Here is an 18,666-nt window from a genome sequence, read left to right on the forward strand (position 1 = left end):
GAACCTTCTTTTTTACATTCCAGGAATATTTTTTGTATATTTACCCATTGAATCTTTAGTAGCACTATCAATTTTTGATAAGGCATTGTTAACAGCACTAACTACTAAATCAGATAACATGTCAGGATCATCCGGATCAATGGCTTCTTTTTTAATCTTCATATCTTTCATTTTACGATCACCAGAGAAAACGACTTTAACAATTCCATCGGGTGCTTGGCCGGTAAATTCTTGTTTATTAATGTTTTCTTGATCCTGTTTCATTTGCTTCTGCATTTTCTTAACTTGATTCATCATATTTTGCATATTCATACCATTCATAATTGGAAAACCCCTTTATATTATATTTATATATTAATATTTAATTTAATCATTTTTAACATCAATAATTCCGTTTCCAAACAAATCAATTGCTTTTTTTACAATCGGATTGGGTTGACTATTCTCATGATCATTCTTTGGATCATTTTTGTCATTTGAATCTGAACTTGAATGATCAGATTTCGAATTAGAATCAGATGAATGATCACCAGATGAACTTTGACTAGATTGATTATGATGATTCTGATTATCAGAATGTTGTTTTAAATAATTACTAGTAATATAGTTTTTACGAATTGTCGGCCATTTCTGACTTGGAACAAAAACGATGGTGGGTGAATAACCGATAATTCGATTCAATCCGTCTTCAAGTGCTTGAATTAATTCCTTACTTGAATCTGCCCTTCGATAAAGAAATGAGTATTCAAAAGAGACGACAACCCCATCAGAACTTGCCGCAACTGGTTTTGAAACGTTCATAATTGCCCGTTGAGTTACTTTTAACATTGGCAGCAATTCTTGCCAAGCATTTTGAATTCGATTCAAATCTTTTTTAGTTGCATGATTCAAAACTGGATAAATCTTTTCTAAATTAATTTTAACCGGTTGTTCATGCCGTTCCTTATGAACAGGACGTGGTTTATTATGTTCCGGATTTACTTTAGTTAATTTAGATTGACTAGCAATCGACTGCTTTTTCAAAGCCTTAACCTCTGATTGTAGTTCCTTAACCTGACCTGATAATTGATCAATTAATCCTTGATTACCATCATCAGAAGATTTAGGTGTAATTTTAATGTTTGCAAGTTTAACCGTTAAGACTTCTAAATAAACGTCAGGATGGGAAGTAAAACGCATTTGTTGTTGAATATTGCTTACTTCTTCAATTATTTTATATATTATCCGGTCATCTACTTTTTTAACCAATGATTTAAAACGGTCATCAAAAACGCTTAATTCATGATCTTCAATCATTTGCGGTGACTGCTTATACAATAATAAATCCTGGCAATAATTAATCAAATCTTCAATAAATCGGTTAGCATCCTTACCATCAGCTAGAATTTTTTGCACATTCATCAATGCGGATTTTGTATCATGGTCAACAACCTCAACAAAATAATCATATAATAAATCTTGGGTAACACTACCCGTTACCTGAAGTGCCGATTGATAAGTTACCTTATCGTCACCATATGACATTGATTCATCTAAGATGCTCAACGCATCCCGCATTCCACCTTCAGCAGATTTAGCGATCAATTTCAATGCCCGATCATCATAATCAATCTGATCAGATTTCAAGATATGTTCCATTTGTTTCAAAATATCTTTCGGCCTAATCCGCTTGAAATCGAATCGTTGGGTTCTTGAAATAATGGTTGCAGGAATTTTCTGAGGCTCAGTTGTTGCTAAAATAAACACAACGTTAGCCGGCGGTTCTTCCAACGTTTTTAGTAGAGCGTTGAAAGCCCCCGTCGATAGCATATGAACTTCATCAATAATATATACCTTATATTTAGCTTCAGTCGGTGCGTATTTAGCTTTATCACGAACGTTTCTGATTTCATCAACACCGTTATTAGAAGCAGCATCAATTTCAATTACATCGTTCAACGTTCCATTAGTGATGGCTTTGCAAATTGCACACTTATTACAAGGTTCCCCATCCTTTTGATTAGGACAGTTAATTGCCTTAGCTAAAATTTTAGCAGCGGAAGTTTTCCCTGTTCCACGGGGACCCGCAAACAAATAAGCATGACTAATTTGATTAGTAATTAATGCATTTTTTAGCGTTTGCGTAATTACATTTTGACCAATAATTTCATCAAAACGCTGCGGGCGCCAAACCCGATATAAAGCTCGATAGCTCATGGAAAACTCCTTTCTAACCAATTCATATTCGTATAAATTACCACTGATAATTATATCATACAAGCATTGATAAAAAATCATCAATTGACTTTTATTTCCAAAAATAAAGGGATGAACATAAAATTTAGTTCATCCCTTTTCAAGTTATTAAAAAGTTAAATTCTATAAAACGAGAAGCACAAGATATGACTTACTTAGTGCTGCTTCCTCCCGGACCTGACACGGTTCATAAGCACACCCTTGCTTCAGGGCCTTACGGCAATTATTATATTAACTTATTTTAGAGCGAATGTCTAGTAAATTTATTTATTTTCTTCTTCTAGCTCGTTTAAAAAATGCTTTCATCAAATTGCTAGCTTGATCATCCAAAATACCACCTTTAACGGATACATGATGGTTTAATTGCTGATTATCTAGAACATGGTATAAACTCTCAATTGCCCCGAATTTTCTATTAGGTGCTCCATAATATAAATGATTAATTCTAGAACTACAAATTGCACCGGCACACATTAAACATGGTTCAATGGTTACATACATATCACAATCGTTTAATCGCCAACTATGTAAATTATTACATGCTTCTTGAATTGCCAGCATTTCAGCATGGAAAGTTGGATTTTGCGAAATCTCAATTAAATTATGGGCACGTCCAATCACTTGATTATTGTGAACAACAACTGCCCCAATTGGGACCTCATTAATTAAAAAGCTTTTTTCAGCTTCAAGAAGTGCATTTCCCATCCATTTTTTCAAATCTTTTTGCAAATTATATTCCTTCTTTTTTATTTTATATTTTAACAGCCTTAAATTTTAATTGTGTTGGTGTATAATATTTTATGTCGCGTTTTTAAATATCGATTTAAGCCGAATAAAAAATTTAATTTTTTTAAAATGCATTGTATCACTATATTTGGTGTCTTTTGATATATAGAGCACAAAATATAGTGTCTTTCAAGATTGAATTTTGTTTTTTTTGTTGTACAATCGATTTATAAATTAAATTGAGTAGGGGGATCACAAAATGAGTATCACAGTATTCACTAAAAATAATTGCATGAAATGCATGTTAACTAAACGGTTCTTAGAAGAGCATCAAATTGATTTTGAAGAAAAAAATATTAGTAAGGAAACCCAATACGTCGACTTTCTAAAAAATAAAGGTTTTATGGAAACTCCAGTTGTTTTTGTAAAAAATGAAGATGGCGAAGATTCATTCTCTGGCTTTAGACCTGACAAATTAAATCAATTAGTTAAATTATCAGTTTAATGAATTAATATCTCTATATAAAATCGGGCGAAATGAATTCTACGTTTCGCCTCGTTTTAATCTTAAGGAGGTTTATGATGGCGCTAAATAACATCAAAGATTTATCATACTTTGAATTGAACAATGATATCAATATCCCTAAAAATGGCAAAATCCAATTAGAAAAAGATCATGAAGCTTTAAAAGTTTTTATTAAAAGTAATGTTATCCCAAATACAATCAAATTTGATTCATTAAAGGATCGTTTTAATTTTCTAATGAAACATAATTATATTGAAAACGGATTCGTTAAAAAATATGATTTTAGTTTCATTCAAAAATTATATAATTATTTGAGAGATCAACATTTTCACTTTAAATCATTCATGGCCGCTTATAAGTTTTACATTCAATATGCTTTAAAGACAAATGATAATAATTACTATTTAGAAAATTTCATTGATCGAGTTGCAATGAATGTTCTCTACTTTGCTGATGGTAATCAAAAATTAGCAATGGAATTAGCGGATGAAATGATTCACCAAAGATACCAGCCTGCTACTCCTAGTTTCTTAAATGCTGGAAGAAAACGTCGTGGCGAATTTGTATCATGTTTCTTAATTCAAACTACCGATAACATGAATACAATTGGCCGAACCATTAATTCTGCCCTCCAGTTATCTAGAATTGGTGGCGGTGTTGGAATTAATCTTTCTAATTTACGTGCTGCTGGCGATCCAATTAAAAAAATTGAAGGTGCAGCTAGTGGCGTTTTACCAGTAATGAAATTATTGGAAGATAGTTTTTCATACTCCAATCAGTTGGGGCAAAGACAGGGTGCTGGGGTTGTTTATCTAAATATTTTCCACCCTGATGTTGTTGATTTCTTATCAGCTAAGAAAGAAAATGCTGATGAAAAAATTAGGGTTAAAACTTTATCATTAGGCTTAGTCGTCCCAGACAAATTCTACGAACTATGTCGAGAAGATGCTGACATGTACTTATTTAGCCCCTATAGTGTTGAACGTGAATATGGTAAGCCATTTTCATACGTTGATATCACTAAGGAATATGATAATCTAGTTCATAATCCAAATATCAGAAAGAAAAAGATCAGAGCTAGGGATTTAGAAACTGCTATTAGTAGCTTACAACAAGAATCCGGTTACCCTTATATCATCAATATTGATACTGCCAATCGTGATAATCCAATTGATGGTAAGATTGTCATGAGTAATTTGTGTTCAGAAATTATGCAGGTTCAAAAACCTTCAGTCGTTAATAATACTCAAGGATATGATCAATTAGGAACTGATATCTCATGTAACTTAGGTTCAACTAATATCGTCAATTTAATGGCATCACCCCATTTTGGTAAATCGGTAGCAGCAATGACCCGTGCATTAACGTTTATTACTGATCATTCTGACATTGATGTGGTTCCTTCCGTTCAACATGGGAACCACCTTGCCCACTCAATTGGATTAGGAGCAATGGGACTTCACAGTTACCTAGCTAAAAACCATATTTACTATGGATCTAAAGACGCCATTGATTTCACAAGTGTTTACTTCATGTTGTTAAACTACTGGACATTAAAGACCTCTAATCAAATTGCTAGAGAACGTCATCAAACCTTCTATCATTTTGATAAAAGTAAGTATGCCGATGGATCTTATTTTGATAAGTACGTCACAAAGGACTGGGGTCCAAAATCAAAACGGGTCAAAGAACTTTTTAAGGATGTTGATATTCCCTCAATCGATGATTGGAAACAACTTAAAGAAGCTGTTATGAAAGATGGTTTGTATAACCAAAACAGAATGGCAGTTGCCCCTAATGGCTCAATTTCATACATTAACGATACGACTGCTAGTATTCACCCCATCATCGACCGAATTGAAGAAAGATATGAATCCAAGACTGGAAAAATTTATTATCCAGCCCCATACCTATCAAATGATACTTTACCTTACTACACTTCTGCTTATAATACTGATATGCGTAAGGTCATTAATACTTATGCAGCCGCCCAACAACACGTTGATCAAAGTATGAGTTTAACAATGTTCATGCGTTCTACCATTCCAAAAGATTTATACGAATGGAAGAAGAATGACATTACAAATAAAATGACTACCCGTGATTTGAATATTTTAAGAAACTATGCTTATTATAAGGGTATTAAATCACTTTATTACGTCAGAACATTTACCGATGATAAGCAAGAAATCGGCGCCAATGAATGTGAAAGTTGTGAAATTTAGTTTATACCAGAATTTAATTTAAGAGGTGATTGGATGGATAGTAAATCCATTAAGAAATTTAGTAAATGGACCAAAGACGGCAACTATAAGGCGATTAATTGGAATGATATCAGTGATCAAATTGATAAGGCAACGTGGGAAAAATTAACCGAACAATTTTGGTTAGATACAAGGATTCCGTTGTCGAATGATTTAAGTGATTGGCGAACGTTAGATGATGATCATAAATGGGTGGTTGGTCATGTTTTTGGTGGCCTAACACTATTAGATACACTCCAATCACAAGATGGCATGGCTGCCCTTAGAAAAGATGTTCAGACTCAACACGAAACTGCTGTTTTAAATAATATTCAATTCATGGAATCAGTTCATGCCAAGAGTTATTCATCAATTTTTTCAACTTTAAACACTTCCAACCAAATTAAAGAAATCTTCAACTGGAGTGATACTGAAGAATTCTTACAAAACAAAACTAAGAAAATTTATAGCCTTTACCATAACGATGGCGAACCATTGAAGAAAAAGATTTCAAGTGTCTTTTTAGAAACTTTCTTATTCTACTCTGGTTTCTTTACCCCACTATGGTACCTTGGTCATAATAAATTACCTAACGTTGCTGAAATTATCAAATTAATTTTACGTGATGAATCGGTTCACGGTACCTATATTGGATACAAATTCCAAGTTGCATTCAATCAATTAAACAAACGTGAACAGGATGAAATCAAGGGTTGGATGTATAACTTCCTATATGATTTATATAATAATGAAGTTAAATATACCCACCTACTTTATGATCAAGTCGGTTGGACTGATAAAGTCCTTACTTTTATTCGATATAATGCCAATAAAGCATTAATGAACCTTGGTCAAGAACCATTATTTGATGATACTGCTGCTGATGTTGATCCAATTGTTATGAATGGAATTTCAACATCAACTGCTAACCATGACTTCTTCTCACAGGTTGGTAACGGTTACCGTCTAGGTCGTGCTGAATCAATGAAGGATTCCGATTATGATATTGGCCGTCCTAAGAATAAAAAATAAATTTAATTAAAAAGAAACAAAAAGAATGGATTATCATTTTTAGATAATCCATTCTTTTTTAATTACTAATAATTTTAATTGTTAAATTTTTGAATCCATTTCGGAATAAAGTGATTCAATTTAATATCTTTATCATTTACGCGTTCATTTACAAGGATAAGAAGCTGCAACATTGTAAAGATTAATGAATTTCCTCGACGGTATGAAATGTACTTAGGAACCCAAGAATTAACGTATTTTTCTTTATAGGAACGTAATCCTTGAAAACTATAAAATGCTTGACCATAACGATAAATTAAATGGGCAATCCGTTCGTCAATAAAACTATATCTGGATTCACCAACGTTAGATAAAGGTGCCATTCCTAAATTAAATGATTGGTATCCTTGATCCTTAACGTATTGGAATAAATGAATAAAGACCCCATCCATAATTCCAGATGGTGCATCATTACTGGAACGCATCAAATCAATTGAAGTCATTTTGTGATTACCAGTTGGCATAACGTTAGCAAACGAAACAATTTTACCATTATCATCCTTCATGACAGCAATTGGAGCTTGATTCAAATAATAATTATCAAAATAACCAAGTGAAAATCCCTTTTCTGCTGATCCATGAAGCCATTGATCAGAAATTTGTTTTAAAGATTTCATTGTCTGATCATCAAACGGTGGATTAATAATTTCAAATTGATAATTTTCACGTTTAAACTTATTCTTTAAGGCACGTTCACCACGGTGTTTTTTACCTGATAAAGTGAATTGATCCAATTCCACGTGCCCTTCTTCACCAATTTTAGTAAAATCAAATCCTTTTTCGTGCAATAACATGGTTAATGATTCACTAACTTCATAAAAGACAAGTGATAAGCCAATTTTATCGGCATCGTTCATAAACTGGTTAATTCCAGCATTTAATTTATCCTGATTACCAATTGGTTCTCCCATCACAACTAATTTATTGGCTTCACGTTTAAACATAAAGAAAAGCTGGTCCTCGCCATGTTCAGAATAGTAATAAATTTGTTTATCACGGACAAAAGCTAAATGACTAACTTCATTTCCACCAAATTTATCAATAACGTTTCGAACCCTTTTAGCATCAAACGGCTGATCTAACCAACTAATATATTTAATCGAAAAGTATCGATAAAGAATAATTAAAATTAATGATGCAACGATTAATCCTAAAAATCCAGCTAGCCAAATTTGTTGGGACGGAAATAGATAAGAATTAACAATGTGATTAATTCCATATTTAGAATGAGTATAAATCCCTAAAATGGTATAAATAATGAATGTAATTGAAAAAATTGATCCATCCATTATCAATTGTCCCCATGAATAGGAAAGGCGCTCACGATATAGGACCGATTTTGATCCAAATAAACACAGTAGAATGAAAATTAAAAGAATACTAACGTTCAAAGGAACATCTTCACGCCACAATGTATTAATAATTCCAATCACTAATACAATGACCGTTGGCCAAAAAGCACGCTTGATTCTTGAACCAATCCCACGAGCCAATCCAATTAGTAAAAAGGCGTTAATAATATTAGATAACGGATTTAAAAAATATAACGTATAAGGTTCAAGTGATAAATAAAACCGATTGACAAGAACATAGTTAGGAATGGTTGCCAATAATAACATCATAATTCCTGAAAAATACATAAAAATCGTTACAATGATTTGTGCAGTTCGTTTTAAAATGATTTTAGGTAAATTATCAAGATAATCATTCAACTGGCTTCCCGTATCATGTAAGAATAAAATTCCACCAATAATAAATGGAATGAAGTAATAAAAAACACGGTACAAAAGGATCCATATTAATGCTTCACTTCTGTTAATTCCTAACAAGCCTAACTCTAAAACCATCGAAGCATCAAACGCACCTAATCCACCAGGTAATAAGGAAACTGTCCCTAGGACATTGGCAACGATGAAAAGTGGAAACACATCCAAAAGATTAACATGAATATTCATAAAAATTCCAACAATCATAAATAAAATGGAAGCAAATCCCCATTCTAAAAATGATGCCAAAATTAATTGGAGTCCCTTCTTTAATTTTAAATCATTAAAAAAGGGTAGTTTCTTAGAATGCAAAGACCAAAATATAATTGGAAAATATAATGCCCCAGCCAATAAAATAAACCAATAGTGAGCAAAATAATCATTAAGTCCAAAGCCAATTACTAGTGAGACTAAGCAATAAAATGAAAGTCCAGATAGCAAAAATAATTCAATTTTAGAAATTGCATTAACAATTTGGCTTTTAGAAGCATCTTTACTGTAAAAATGCCCCCTTAAGCTTGCTCCAAGAAATCCTCCAAAACCAGCTAAATTAGTAAAAGTGTTGGTAATCCACCCACTTTTAATAACATACCATTTAGAGTATTTGCCGGGTAAAAATTTCAAAATAGCAAAATCATAAATTAACATTGGACTGACAGCTATAAAACCTAGTATCAATAGAATCACTAATGATAGCGGTGATTGAGTCCCTAAACTTGCTTCCAATTGTTGGCTGTCAACTTGCCAAAAAATACTAACGGTTGCGTGAATAACAAAAATTAAAACAGAAAAAACAAATAATAATTTAATTAATGTAAATTTACTACTAATAAAATGTTTTAATTTATTATATAAATTTTTCAAGAAAAGGTCCTCCAAATATTATTTATATTTTAATTATCTCAATTAATTGAATCATTAACAACCTTTTTGAATAAATAAAAAAGCGTGTGACATTATTGTCACACGCTTTTTAAGATTTTTAAAATAATTACTTAAGGGTAACTTTAGCACCTGAAGCTTCAATTTTCTTCTTAAGATCTTCAGCATCAGCCTTAGGAACATCTTCTTTAATCTTAGAAGGTACTTTATCAACTAACTTCTTAGAATCCATTAAGCCTAAGCCAGTTGCTTCACGAACTGCCTTAATAACCTTAACCTTAGATGCACCTGCTTCAGTTAATTCAACTGTGAAATTGGTCTTAGCGGCACCGCCACCAGCGTTACCACCAGCTGCAGCAACTGGTGCGGCAGCCTTAACATCAAATTCTTTTTCGATTGATTTAACTAAATCGTTTAAATCAGTAATTGAAGCGTCTTTTAATTGATCAATAATATTATCTTTATCAAAAGCCATTTTTATTTCCTCCGTTTAATTTGGATTTCTATTTTGCTTCACTATCTTTGTCGTCACCTTTTTCAGCAACTGCTTTAACAGCTAAAGCAACATTTCTAACTGGTGCTTGTAAGATATTAGCAAGAGTAGATAATAGTTCTTCACGACTAGGTAATGTAGCATATACTTCGATTTTTTCTAATGGAACAATCTTCTTTTCAATCATTCCACCCTTAATTTTAATGGAACCAGTTGCATCAGCAAATTTCTTTAAAATTTTAGCAGGTGCGATTGGATCTTCATTAGAAAATGCAACAGCTGTAGGACCCTTAAAAATATCTTTAAGGTCAGCATAATCAGCAGCTTCTGCAGCACGTTTCATAGTATTATTCTTGAAAACATGGAATGTAACGTCATTATCACGTAATTGTTTACGTAATTTAGTAACTTGACCAACATTTAAACCACGGTAATCAACAACAATTGCTGATACAGAATCTTTGAAATCCTTAGTTGCTTCATCAACTAATTTCTTTTTAGCATCTAAAACTTCTTTTTGCATAATGTCACCTCCCAATTTTCTGGGCATTAAAAAATCCCCATGCCTACCTAGACATAGAGAGAAAGTTATTACGTTCCTCGGCAGGTATAATTAAGGCGTTAGCCACCTGAGTCTTAGGTAGATTACATTTAAATTTACTTCCATAGATTAACATATAATCATTTGGTAAGCAAATGGGATTTTTATTCATTTACATTTTAAAATGATGAAAGATCAACTTTTACACCAGGGCCAAATGTTGTTGAAATTGAAAGATTAGAAATATAAGTTCCTCTAACAGAAGAAGGACGATTCTTAACAATTAAATCTTTAATTGTTTTGAAGTTTTCAACTAATTTATCATCATCAAATGATGCTTTTCCAATAATAACAGCAACGTTACCATCACGATCAGTACGGTAAGCAACTTTACCAGATTTAGAATCTGAAACTGCTTTACTTACGTTCATTGTAACGGTACCAGTTTTAGGATTAGGCATTAAACCTTTCGGTCCTAAAATACGGCCTAAGCGACCTACTTGTGGCATCATGTCTGGTGTTGCAATTGCGACATCAAAGTCTAACCAGCCATCTTGGATTTTTTGAGCTAAATCATCTGAGCCAACGTAATCAGCACCAGCTGCTTTTGCATCTTTAGCTTTATCACCCTTGGCAAAAACAATAACAGTTTGCTTTTTACCAGTACCATTAGGTAATACAACTGCACCACGTAATTGTTGGTCAGCTTGTTTAGTATCAACATTTAAATTAAATACGACACTAAGTGTTGAATCAAATTTAGCATAGTCAATTTTTTTAACTAACTTAACAGCATCAGAAGCAGAGTAAGCTTTATCTTGGTCAACTTCTTTTAAAGCTGTTTGGTATTTTTTACCTCTTTTACGAGCCATAGTGATTTTCCTCCTTGTATTGTGGTTGTAACGGAATATCCTCCCACGGAACATGCAAAATGCACGCGGAACTACTCAATTGGATTAATCTTTAACGGCGAATCCCATACTACGAGCAGTACCTTCGACCATTCGCATAGCTGCTTCTACATCAGCTGCGTTAAGGTCTTTCATTTTAGTCTGTGCGATTTCCTTAACTTGGTCTTTAGTTACACTAGCGACCTTCTTAGAGTTAGGTTCGCCAGAACCATGTTCAACACCAGCAGCTTTCTTTAAAAGAACTGCTGCAGGTGGAGTTTTTGTAATGAAATCAAATGAATGATCTGCATATACATTAATCACAACTGGAATAATCATACCTGCTTGTTTAGCGGTACGAGCATTAAATTCCTTAGTGAATCCCATAATGTTAATTCCAGCTTGACCCAATGCAGGTCCAACTGGAGGGGCAGGTGTTGCTTTACCCGCAGGAATTTGTAATTTAACTACGTTTGCTACTTTCTTAGCCACGAGACATACCTCCTTAAGTCCGTGTGTGGTAATTGGAGAGTAAAATTTCTCCTCCCACGTTATTATGTGTCAAAACACACTACTATAATATAGCATAATTATAAAAAATAAACAATCTTTATTTAAGAATTGGTTTGACCTGGTCAAAAGTAAGTTCAGCACTTGTTTCTCGACCAAACATATTAATATTAGCTTTCAACTTTCCTTTTTCACCATCAATATTAGTAATCTTACCATTTAGACCTGAAAAGGCGCCATCAATAATAGTAACTGTATCGCCCACTCTAGCGTTAAGGGTTTTCTTATCTTCACTCTTGCCAAGGCGGCTTAAAATAAGTTTAACTTCATCCGGAAGCAATGGTGTTGGTTTACTACCACCACCATGCGAACCAATAAATCCAGTTACGCCAGGTGTATTTCTAACAATGTACCATGATTGATCTGTCATTACCATTTGAATCAAAACGTAACCAGGAAATTCTTTGTCCATTCTAACTTTCTTTTTACCAGTCTTAGTTTTATAGTGCTCCTCAGTTTCTGGAACGACAACATCAAAAATATAATCCGTCATGCCCATTGAATCTTTTCTAGATTCAAGATTATTTTTTACTCGATTTTCATATCCTGAATAAGTGTGCAAAACGTACCATCTTTTTTTAGATGTTTCTACCATCTCAATTAGCTCCTTTTTTAAATAAAATAAAAAACCCTCGTAAAGCACGAAGGTTCCAAGTTTCTCTATCATTACTATAACATCATTTTTCAATAAAGAACAATTTATTTATAGTAATCCTAAGAGATATTGAACAATTGAATCAACGATTGCAAAAAAGATTGCAAACATAACGGATAATCCAATTACAGTTGAAGTATCTCTTCTTGTTTGTTTGGCGTTCGGCCAAACTACTTTTTTCATTTCTAATACAACATCATGCATAAAATGCATTTTAAAATCCCTCACTTATCTTGTTTCATAATGCATTGTATGCTTACCACAATGCTTGCAGAATTTTTTTAGTTTTAATCTTTGATTATGATTAACGTTTACGTCAACATAATAATTAATTGAACCACAAACAGAGCATTCTAGTGCCACTTTTTTCTGTGCCAAATTATCAGCCCCTAGTTAATTATTCTACCACCATTAACCTTATTTATAATAACATATTCAAAAAGGATCTGCCGGATCAACAAGTAATTTTATAAATCATATCATTAACAATAATACCAGTCAATTTACTTCAAAAATTCAAATAACTTTCTTCGACACCTTTGTAATGCATTCTTCACTTGAATTTCATCAATGTTTAATTGACGTGCAATTTGATCAGTTTCTTGTCTAGATAAATGCAATTTAAAAACACTAGATTCTAAATCAGACAAATGATAATTTAAAATCTTATAAAGTTTTTCTTCAACTAATAAATTAGCTTCCGGATTATTAAAATGTTTATCAGCCAAAGTATCAGTATAACCATCTGGTGATGCATCCAAATAGGCTACTTCTTCCTTTGGCCTTCGTTTTTTAGCATTACTTTTTCTAATCAGATCAAAGATTCGATTTTTTAATGCCATTCGATAAAACGTTCCAAAAGTAAATTTTCCATTCCAATCAAACTTATAAATTAATTTCAACATTACCAAATTGGCTTCTTGATTCCAGTCATCAAAATCCATCCCAGCAACATAATATTTTTGCCATAATGATTTCACAATTGGTTGATACTTCACTGATAAAGATTCAAATGATTTTCCACCGTTATTGCCATTATTATTTTTTCGTTTACTCATTTATATTCGCTTCTTTCGAATTTTATTTTTTGAACTGCAACCAGCAGTCATTAACAAATAAAAATTTACTGGAAAACGGGTATATCAACAAGCAAACAAACGTTCGTAGTTCATGAAGAATCTGTGTACCAATTTATTAATATAAATATATTTATATTAATTATTAATGATTACGATGATTTTTATTAGAGAGTCGGTCGCGTAGACGTTCTAATTCCGATAATTGTTTAGAAGACCACGGTAACTTACGGACAGTGGTTTGATTCGAATAATCATCAATCTTGCTTTTAATTTCACGTTTTGAAATATTAATCATATTTAAAAATTCACGATCTGGAATTCTTAATGCACCGGAAGAAAAAACAGTCCATTGTTCAGCATTATCACTGGTAACAACTACCACTTGAACTAAACGTGACTGTTTCTTTTTAGTTAAGGCTTCAATATAACTATCTGCTGTCTGGTCTTTACTTGTCCACACAACATCTAAATTATTATACTTAGCTTTTTTAGATAAACCAGGAACATAATAAGCATCAAAAACGACAATCATATTTAAGCCGGAATATTTTTGGTATTCAGACAAAGTATCTAGTAATTCATCCCTGGCATCTGCCATCCGGTCTTCTAATTTTAATCGATTTAAATGGGGCCAATTTCCAATAATATTGTAAGCATCAATGATGTATAATTTCGTTTTCATTTATACCGACCATCTTTATTTAATTGGATTTCTGGAATTAAAGCATTGATACATTAATAAACTAGCCGCAACGCTAGCATTTAAGCTTTGCACTTTTCCAACCATTGGAATTGTTAACATTTCATCCACATTTTTCTTTAAAAGCGGTGAGATTCCCTTTCCTTCATTACCAATCACAATGGCGGATGGGCCATTTCCATTCCATTTTCGATAATCATGTCCAGAGACATCGGTGCCAAAAATCCAAACGCCGCGTTCCTTTAAATCCTTTGCGGTTCGTACTAAATTAGTCACCCTGGCAACCGGAACCCTTTCAATTGCTCCAGCAGATGCCTTAGCGACAATTGATGTTAAACCAACGGCCCTTCGCTTGGGAATAATGATTCCATGCGCACCAGCAGCATCAGCTGTCCTCATAATTGAACCTAAATTATGTGGATCTTCAATATTATCTAAAATGACAAAGAAAGGATCTTCTTGATGTTTTTTAGCATTATCAAATAAATCATCAATGGTGGCATATTTAAATGGCGCAATTGAAATAATAACCCCCTGATGATTACCATGATTAGACATCTGTTCTAATTTAGGTTTAGGAACCCGTGAAATGACTAAATGACGTGATTTAGCCAGTTTAACGATCGTCCTTATATTTGCATCATTACTATTAATTCCATTTTGTAAAAAGACTTTATTGATTTCCTGTTTACTTCTTAATGCAGCAACAGCAGGATGGCGCCCCATAATAAAATCATTATTTTCGTTATTTTTCATAGGGTTCCCTCCCATCATCAATTTGTTTAATGCACCATTCAGATAAATCATCTAAACGCTGTTCTTGATTACTAAGTGAAAGGTAACCCATAATGGCTTCAAAACCGGTTGAAATACGATAGGTTACAACGTTGGTGTTCTTAGCATGGGTATGACTCTTAGCGTTTCGACCCCGTTTAAAAACCGATAACTCTTCCTTAGTTAAAACATCATCATGAAGCATTAAATTAATAAGTGCTGCCTGCGCCTTAGCAGAAACATATTTAGTTGCTGTCTTTTGAAGTCGATTAGGCTTAGTAATTCCTAACGTTAGTAAATGTCTTCTAATGTATACTTCGTAAACACTATCTCCTAAGTAGGCTAAAACCACCCCATTTAATTGGTTATAATCAACAGTTGTATTCTTTATCATTTATGTTCCCTTCTGAATCGTGTTCCTTGAGGTGTATCCTCTAAAATAATTCCCTTAGATTTTAAACTAGCTCTAATTTCATCGCTACGACCAAAGTTCTTATCTTTTCTGGCCTGATTCCGTTCTTTAATTAAAGCTTTAATTCGATTATCATTTAGGGATTCAACTTCAAAGGTAACTCCAAAAATAGAAGCTAACTTGGTTAACTTCTTTAAGATCAATTGGACCGTTTGTTTAAAAACAAGTGGTCGTTCTGCATAAACATTGCCTAACTTTGCTAATTCATAGACTTGACCAATTCCATTTTGAACGTTGAAATCATCATCCATTGCATCCTGAAAATTAGCTTGAATTTGTCTAACTTCTTGATCAACTTTTGGATCATTAAAGGCATCTGCATCTTTTAATCGATAATGTAAATTATTATATGCTGTCTTTAATTTCTTTAAATTATTAGCAGCATCGTCCAAGTTCTTTTGACTATATTGAATTGGTCTACGATACTGGGTTGTTGATATGAAGAATCTTAAAATTTCTGGATCAACTTTTTTAATTAAATCATGAACGGTAATAAAATTACCCAAAGATTTGCTCATTTTTTCATTATCTTCCCCAACGGTTACAAAACCATTGTGCATCCAATAATGAACAAAGGTTTGGCCAGTTTTAGCTTCACTTTGAGCTCGTTCATTTTCATGGTGGGGAAATTCTAAATCTTCACCACCACCGTGAATATCAAAAGTATCGCCTAAATATTTAGTCGACATTACTGAACACTCAATATGCCATCCTGGTCTTCCTTTTCCCCACGGTGATTCCCATGAAATTTCACCAGGGGTTCCTTTTTTCCATAGAACAAAATCAATTGGATCCTCTTTTAACTGCATTTCAGCTTTAGTAACGTGTTTACTAGCACCAGCCTCTAAATCGTTAACATTTTCATGTGCTAAGGCACCATAAGTTGGAAATTTTCTAGCACGGAAATAAACATTACCACCGGATTCGTAAGCATAATCCTTATCAACTAAAACTTGAATAAAATTAATAATATCTTTAATGTGGTGAGTTGCTCTTGGATTTCTAGTTGCTGGTTCAACATTTAAAGCAGAAACGTCTTGGTGATAAGCAGCAATATACTTATCAGCTAATTTAGGAACGGTCGTATGTTCCCTTTTAGCTTCATTAATCATCTTATCGTCCACATCGGTAAAATTAGAAACATAGTTAACATGGTATCCACAATATTCAAAATACCGACGAATTGTATCAAATGCAACAATACTTCTAGCATTTCCAATGTGAATATAATTATAAACAGTTGGCCCACATACATACATATTAACTACCCCGGTTTTAATCGGTTCAAATGTTTCCTTCCGCTGTGTTAATGTATTATATATTTTTAACATGTTTGACACCTCACCTTTTTATAAGTTATTAATTAATTTCATTTTAGCATAGTTTAAGGCTAATTTGACATTTTCAACCATTGTTTCAAAACAAAAAGCCCTGTCAAAATTAAAATAATTTCAACAAGACCAATTTAAAAATAAATTTTTAAATTATTTACTAATTTGCTTTAAAGTTTCTTGAATATGATGAATTGCCTTATCTCGACCAATTAATTCAATTGATTCTGGTAATTCTGGTCCCTGCATTTCATGGGTAACTGCAATTCGAATTGGCATCCATAACTTACGTCCACGAATCTTTGTATCCTTTTGAATCGATTTAATGGTCTTAAAGATTTCAACTTGATCAAAAATCTTTAAATCCTTAACGCGTTTAGCAAATTCATTTAAGACAATTGGAGCAGTATCATTACTAATTTCCTTCAATGCATCCCCACTAACTTGTTCAGGTTCTTTGAAGAAGACGCTCGCCATTTTATTAATTTGAGCCATATAACTCATTTGTTGTTTGTATAACTTAACCAATTGACGTGCCCATTCAACCGTCTTTGCATCAGGATTTTCGGGAATATTACCCTTTTTAATCAATTGACGTAAAGCTAAGTCCATTACTTCATTTTCATCTGATGATTTAACGTATTGATTATTAACCCATTCTAATTTTTTATTATCAAACTTAGCAGGTGATTTACTTAAGCGTTTTTCATCATAAATCTTAATGAATTGTTTTCGACTAAAGATTTCATCCTCGCCAACTGGTGACCAACCAAGCAAAGTAATAAAGTTAAACATTGCTTCTGGTAAGTAGCCTAACTTTCTATATTGTTCGATAAATTGCAAAACAGATTCATCACGTTTACTTAATTTCTTACCAGTGGCAGCACTCGTAATTAAACTCATGTGACCAAATTTTGGCGGTTGCCAACCAAATGCTTCATAAATCATTAATTGCTTTGGAGTATTGGCAACGTGATCGTCACCTCTAAAGATATGACTAATTTGCATAAGGTGATCATCAACAACAACGGCAAAGTTATATGTTGGCATTCCATTCTTCTTTTGAATAATGAAATCCCCGCCAATACTGTCGGAATTAAATGAAACACGGCCCTTAACAATATCATCCCAAGCATAATCCTTATTTTTAGGAACTCTGAAACGAATGACTGGTTTTAATCCCTTGGCTTCGGCATCAGCCATTGACTTTTTAATTTCGTCATCTGACATGCCTTCATATTCATACTCATAATGGGGCATGACACCACGTGCTTCTTGTTCTTCACGATCAGCCTTTAATTCATCTTCAGTTCGGTATGACTTGTAAGCTTTACCTTCAGCCATTAATTGATCAATTAATTTTTGGTAAATTCCCTTATCTTTACGTTCAGTTTGACGATAGGGACCGAAGTCACCACCAACATCAGGACCTTCATCCCAATCAAGGCCAAGCCATTTTAAATTATCTAACTGACTTTTTTCTCCATCGGCAACATTTCGTTTGGTATCAGTATCTTCAATTCTGATAATAAACTTACCATGATTATGTCTAGCAAATAAATAATTAAAAATTGCAGTTCTTGCATTACCAATGTGTAAGTGTCCAGTTGGACTTGGTGCATATCTAACTCTAATCTTATTTTTAGCCAATGCTAATTTCTCCTCTTTATAAAATAGGTTATAAACTACGCCGGCAAATACCGCGTTTTTAG

The 18,666-nt window shown here is 33.1% G+C and carries 20 protein-coding genes, 1 other RNA gene and 1 other annotated feature; of the genes, 3 read left to right on the plus strand and 18 right to left on the minus strand.

The window, feature by feature from the left end:
* Window positions 1-12: 12 nt before the first annotated feature.
* The 4 genes from WR164_RS05970 to WR164_RS05985 form a co-directional block, all read right to left on the minus strand.
* A complete protein-coding gene (locus WR164_RS05970) occupies window positions 13-321 on the minus strand; it encodes a YbaB/EbfC family nucleoid-associated protein (RefSeq protein ID WP_286136621.1) in 309 nt (102 codons plus the stop codon).
* 45 nt (window positions 322-366) lie between these two features.
* Window positions 367-2,196, minus strand: coding sequence for a DNA polymerase III subunit gamma/tau (dnaX, locus tag WR164_RS05975; RefSeq protein WP_286136622.1), 1,830 nt, complete (start codon window positions 2,194-2,196; stop codon window positions 367-369).
* Between the two features lie 160 nt (window positions 2,197-2,356).
* An RNA gene (ffs, locus tag WR164_RS05980) (signal recognition particle sRNA small type) lies at window positions 2,357-2,454 on the minus strand.
* Between the two features lie 48 nt (window positions 2,455-2,502).
* Complete coding sequence (locus WR164_RS05985) at window positions 2,503-2,964, minus strand: nucleoside deaminase (RefSeq protein ID WP_286136623.1); 462 nt, start codon at window positions 2,962-2,964, stop codon at window positions 2,503-2,505.
* 256 nt (window positions 2,965-3,220) lie between these two features.
* Here WR164_RS05985 and nrdH point away from each other — a divergent pair, with 256 nt between their 5' ends.
* From nrdH to nrdF, 3 genes are all read left to right on the plus strand, one after another.
* Window positions 3,221-3,466 carry a glutaredoxin-like protein NrdH gene (gene nrdH, locus WR164_RS05990; RefSeq protein WP_286136624.1) on the plus strand — a complete coding sequence of 82 codons (246 nt, stop codon included), beginning with the start codon at window positions 3,221-3,223 and terminating at the stop codon, window positions 3,464-3,466.
* Between the two features lie 77 nt (window positions 3,467-3,543).
* The gene (nrdE, locus tag WR164_RS05995; protein ID WP_286136625.1) at window positions 3,544-5,712 is read left to right on the plus strand and encodes a class 1b ribonucleoside-diphosphate reductase subunit alpha; all 2,169 of its coding nucleotides are present in this window, start codon (window positions 3,544-3,546) and stop codon (window positions 5,710-5,712) included.
* A 33-nt stretch (window positions 5,713-5,745) separates the two neighbouring features.
* Complete coding sequence (gene nrdF / locus WR164_RS06000; protein WP_286136626.1) at window positions 5,746-6,762, plus strand: class 1b ribonucleoside-diphosphate reductase subunit beta; 1,017 nt, start codon at window positions 5,746-5,748, stop codon at window positions 6,760-6,762.
* A gap of 74 nt (window positions 6,763-6,836) precedes the next feature.
* Here nrdF and mprF read toward each other — a convergent pair whose 3' ends face one another.
* The 14 genes from mprF to gltX all read right to left on the minus strand — a co-directional run bounded on the left by mprF (window position 6,837) and on the right by gltX (window position 18,604).
* Window positions 6,837-9,431 (minus strand): bifunctional lysylphosphatidylglycerol flippase/synthetase MprF, encoded by a 2,595-nt coding sequence (gene mprF / locus WR164_RS06005; protein ID WP_286136627.1) that lies wholly within the window; start codon window positions 9,429-9,431, stop codon window positions 6,837-6,839.
* 127 nt (window positions 9,432-9,558) lie between these two features.
* Window positions 9,559-9,924, minus strand: a complete 366-nt coding sequence (gene rplL / locus WR164_RS06010; protein WP_286136628.1) for a 50S ribosomal protein L7/L12 — start codon at window positions 9,922-9,924, stop codon at window positions 9,559-9,561.
* A gap of 28 nt (window positions 9,925-9,952) precedes the next feature.
* The gene (gene rplJ / locus WR164_RS06015; protein ID WP_286136629.1) at window positions 9,953-10,465 is read right to left on the minus strand and encodes a 50S ribosomal protein L10; all 513 of its coding nucleotides are present in this window, start codon (window positions 10,463-10,465) and stop codon (window positions 9,953-9,955) included.
* Between the two features lie 19 nt (window positions 10,466-10,484).
* Window positions 10,485-10,601: a sequence feature (ribosomal protein L10 leader region), on the minus strand.
* Between the two features lie 61 nt (window positions 10,602-10,662).
* Window positions 10,663-11,355 (minus strand): 50S ribosomal protein L1, encoded by a 693-nt coding sequence (gene rplA, locus WR164_RS06020; RefSeq protein WP_286136630.1) that lies wholly within the window; start codon window positions 11,353-11,355, stop codon window positions 10,663-10,665.
* 84 nt (window positions 11,356-11,439) lie between these two features.
* The gene (rplK, locus tag WR164_RS06025; protein ID WP_286136631.1) at window positions 11,440-11,865 is read right to left on the minus strand and encodes a 50S ribosomal protein L11; all 426 of its coding nucleotides are present in this window, start codon (window positions 11,863-11,865) and stop codon (window positions 11,440-11,442) included.
* A 118-nt stretch (window positions 11,866-11,983) separates the two neighbouring features.
* Entirely contained in the window at window positions 11,984-12,538 is a 555-nt protein-coding gene (nusG, locus tag WR164_RS06030; protein WP_286136632.1) for a transcription termination/antitermination protein NusG, read from the minus strand.
* Window positions 12,539-12,646: 108 nt separating this feature from the next.
* Window positions 12,647-12,811 carry a preprotein translocase subunit SecE gene (secE, locus tag WR164_RS06035; RefSeq protein ID WP_286136633.1) on the minus strand — a complete coding sequence of 55 codons (165 nt, stop codon included), beginning with the start codon at window positions 12,809-12,811 and terminating at the stop codon, window positions 12,647-12,649.
* Between the two features lie 15 nt (window positions 12,812-12,826).
* Window positions 12,827-12,976 (minus strand): 50S ribosomal protein L33, encoded by a 150-nt coding sequence (gene rpmG, locus WR164_RS06040; RefSeq protein ID WP_286136634.1) that lies wholly within the window; start codon window positions 12,974-12,976, stop codon window positions 12,827-12,829.
* A gap of 125 nt (window positions 12,977-13,101) precedes the next feature.
* The gene (locus WR164_RS06045; protein ID WP_286136635.1) at window positions 13,102-13,656 is read right to left on the minus strand and encodes a sigma-70 family RNA polymerase sigma factor; all 555 of its coding nucleotides are present in this window, start codon (window positions 13,654-13,656) and stop codon (window positions 13,102-13,104) included.
* 163 nt (window positions 13,657-13,819) lie between these two features.
* Window positions 13,820-14,359, minus strand: a complete 540-nt coding sequence (locus WR164_RS06050) for an NYN domain-containing protein (RefSeq protein ID WP_286136636.1) — start codon at window positions 14,357-14,359, stop codon at window positions 13,820-13,822.
* Between the two features lie 15 nt (window positions 14,360-14,374).
* Complete coding sequence (rlmB, locus tag WR164_RS06055) at window positions 14,375-15,133, minus strand: 23S rRNA (guanosine(2251)-2'-O)-methyltransferase RlmB (RefSeq protein WP_286136637.1); 759 nt, start codon at window positions 15,131-15,133, stop codon at window positions 14,375-14,377.
* Window positions 15,123-15,545, minus strand: coding sequence for a Mini-ribonuclease 3 (locus WR164_RS06060; protein ID WP_286136639.1), 423 nt, complete (start codon window positions 15,543-15,545; stop codon window positions 15,123-15,125). Before WR164_RS06060 ends, rlmB begins: the two co-directional genes overlap by 11 nt.
* Window positions 15,542-16,954, minus strand: a complete 1,413-nt coding sequence (gene cysS, locus WR164_RS06065) for a cysteine--tRNA ligase (protein WP_286136640.1) — start codon at window positions 16,952-16,954, stop codon at window positions 15,542-15,544. The genes WR164_RS06060 and cysS overlap by 4 nt, the downstream gene beginning before the upstream one ends.
* Window positions 16,955-17,107: 153 nt before the next feature.
* Entirely contained in the window at window positions 17,108-18,604 is a 1,497-nt protein-coding gene (gene gltX, locus WR164_RS06070; RefSeq protein WP_286136641.1) for a glutamate--tRNA ligase, read from the minus strand.
* Window positions 18,605-18,666 lie beyond the last annotated feature (62 nt).

It is taken from the genome of Philodulcilactobacillus myokonensis (assembly GCF_027923585.1).
Lineage (GTDB): Bacteria > Bacillota > Bacilli > Lactobacillales > Lactobacillaceae > Philodulcilactobacillus > Philodulcilactobacillus myokonensis.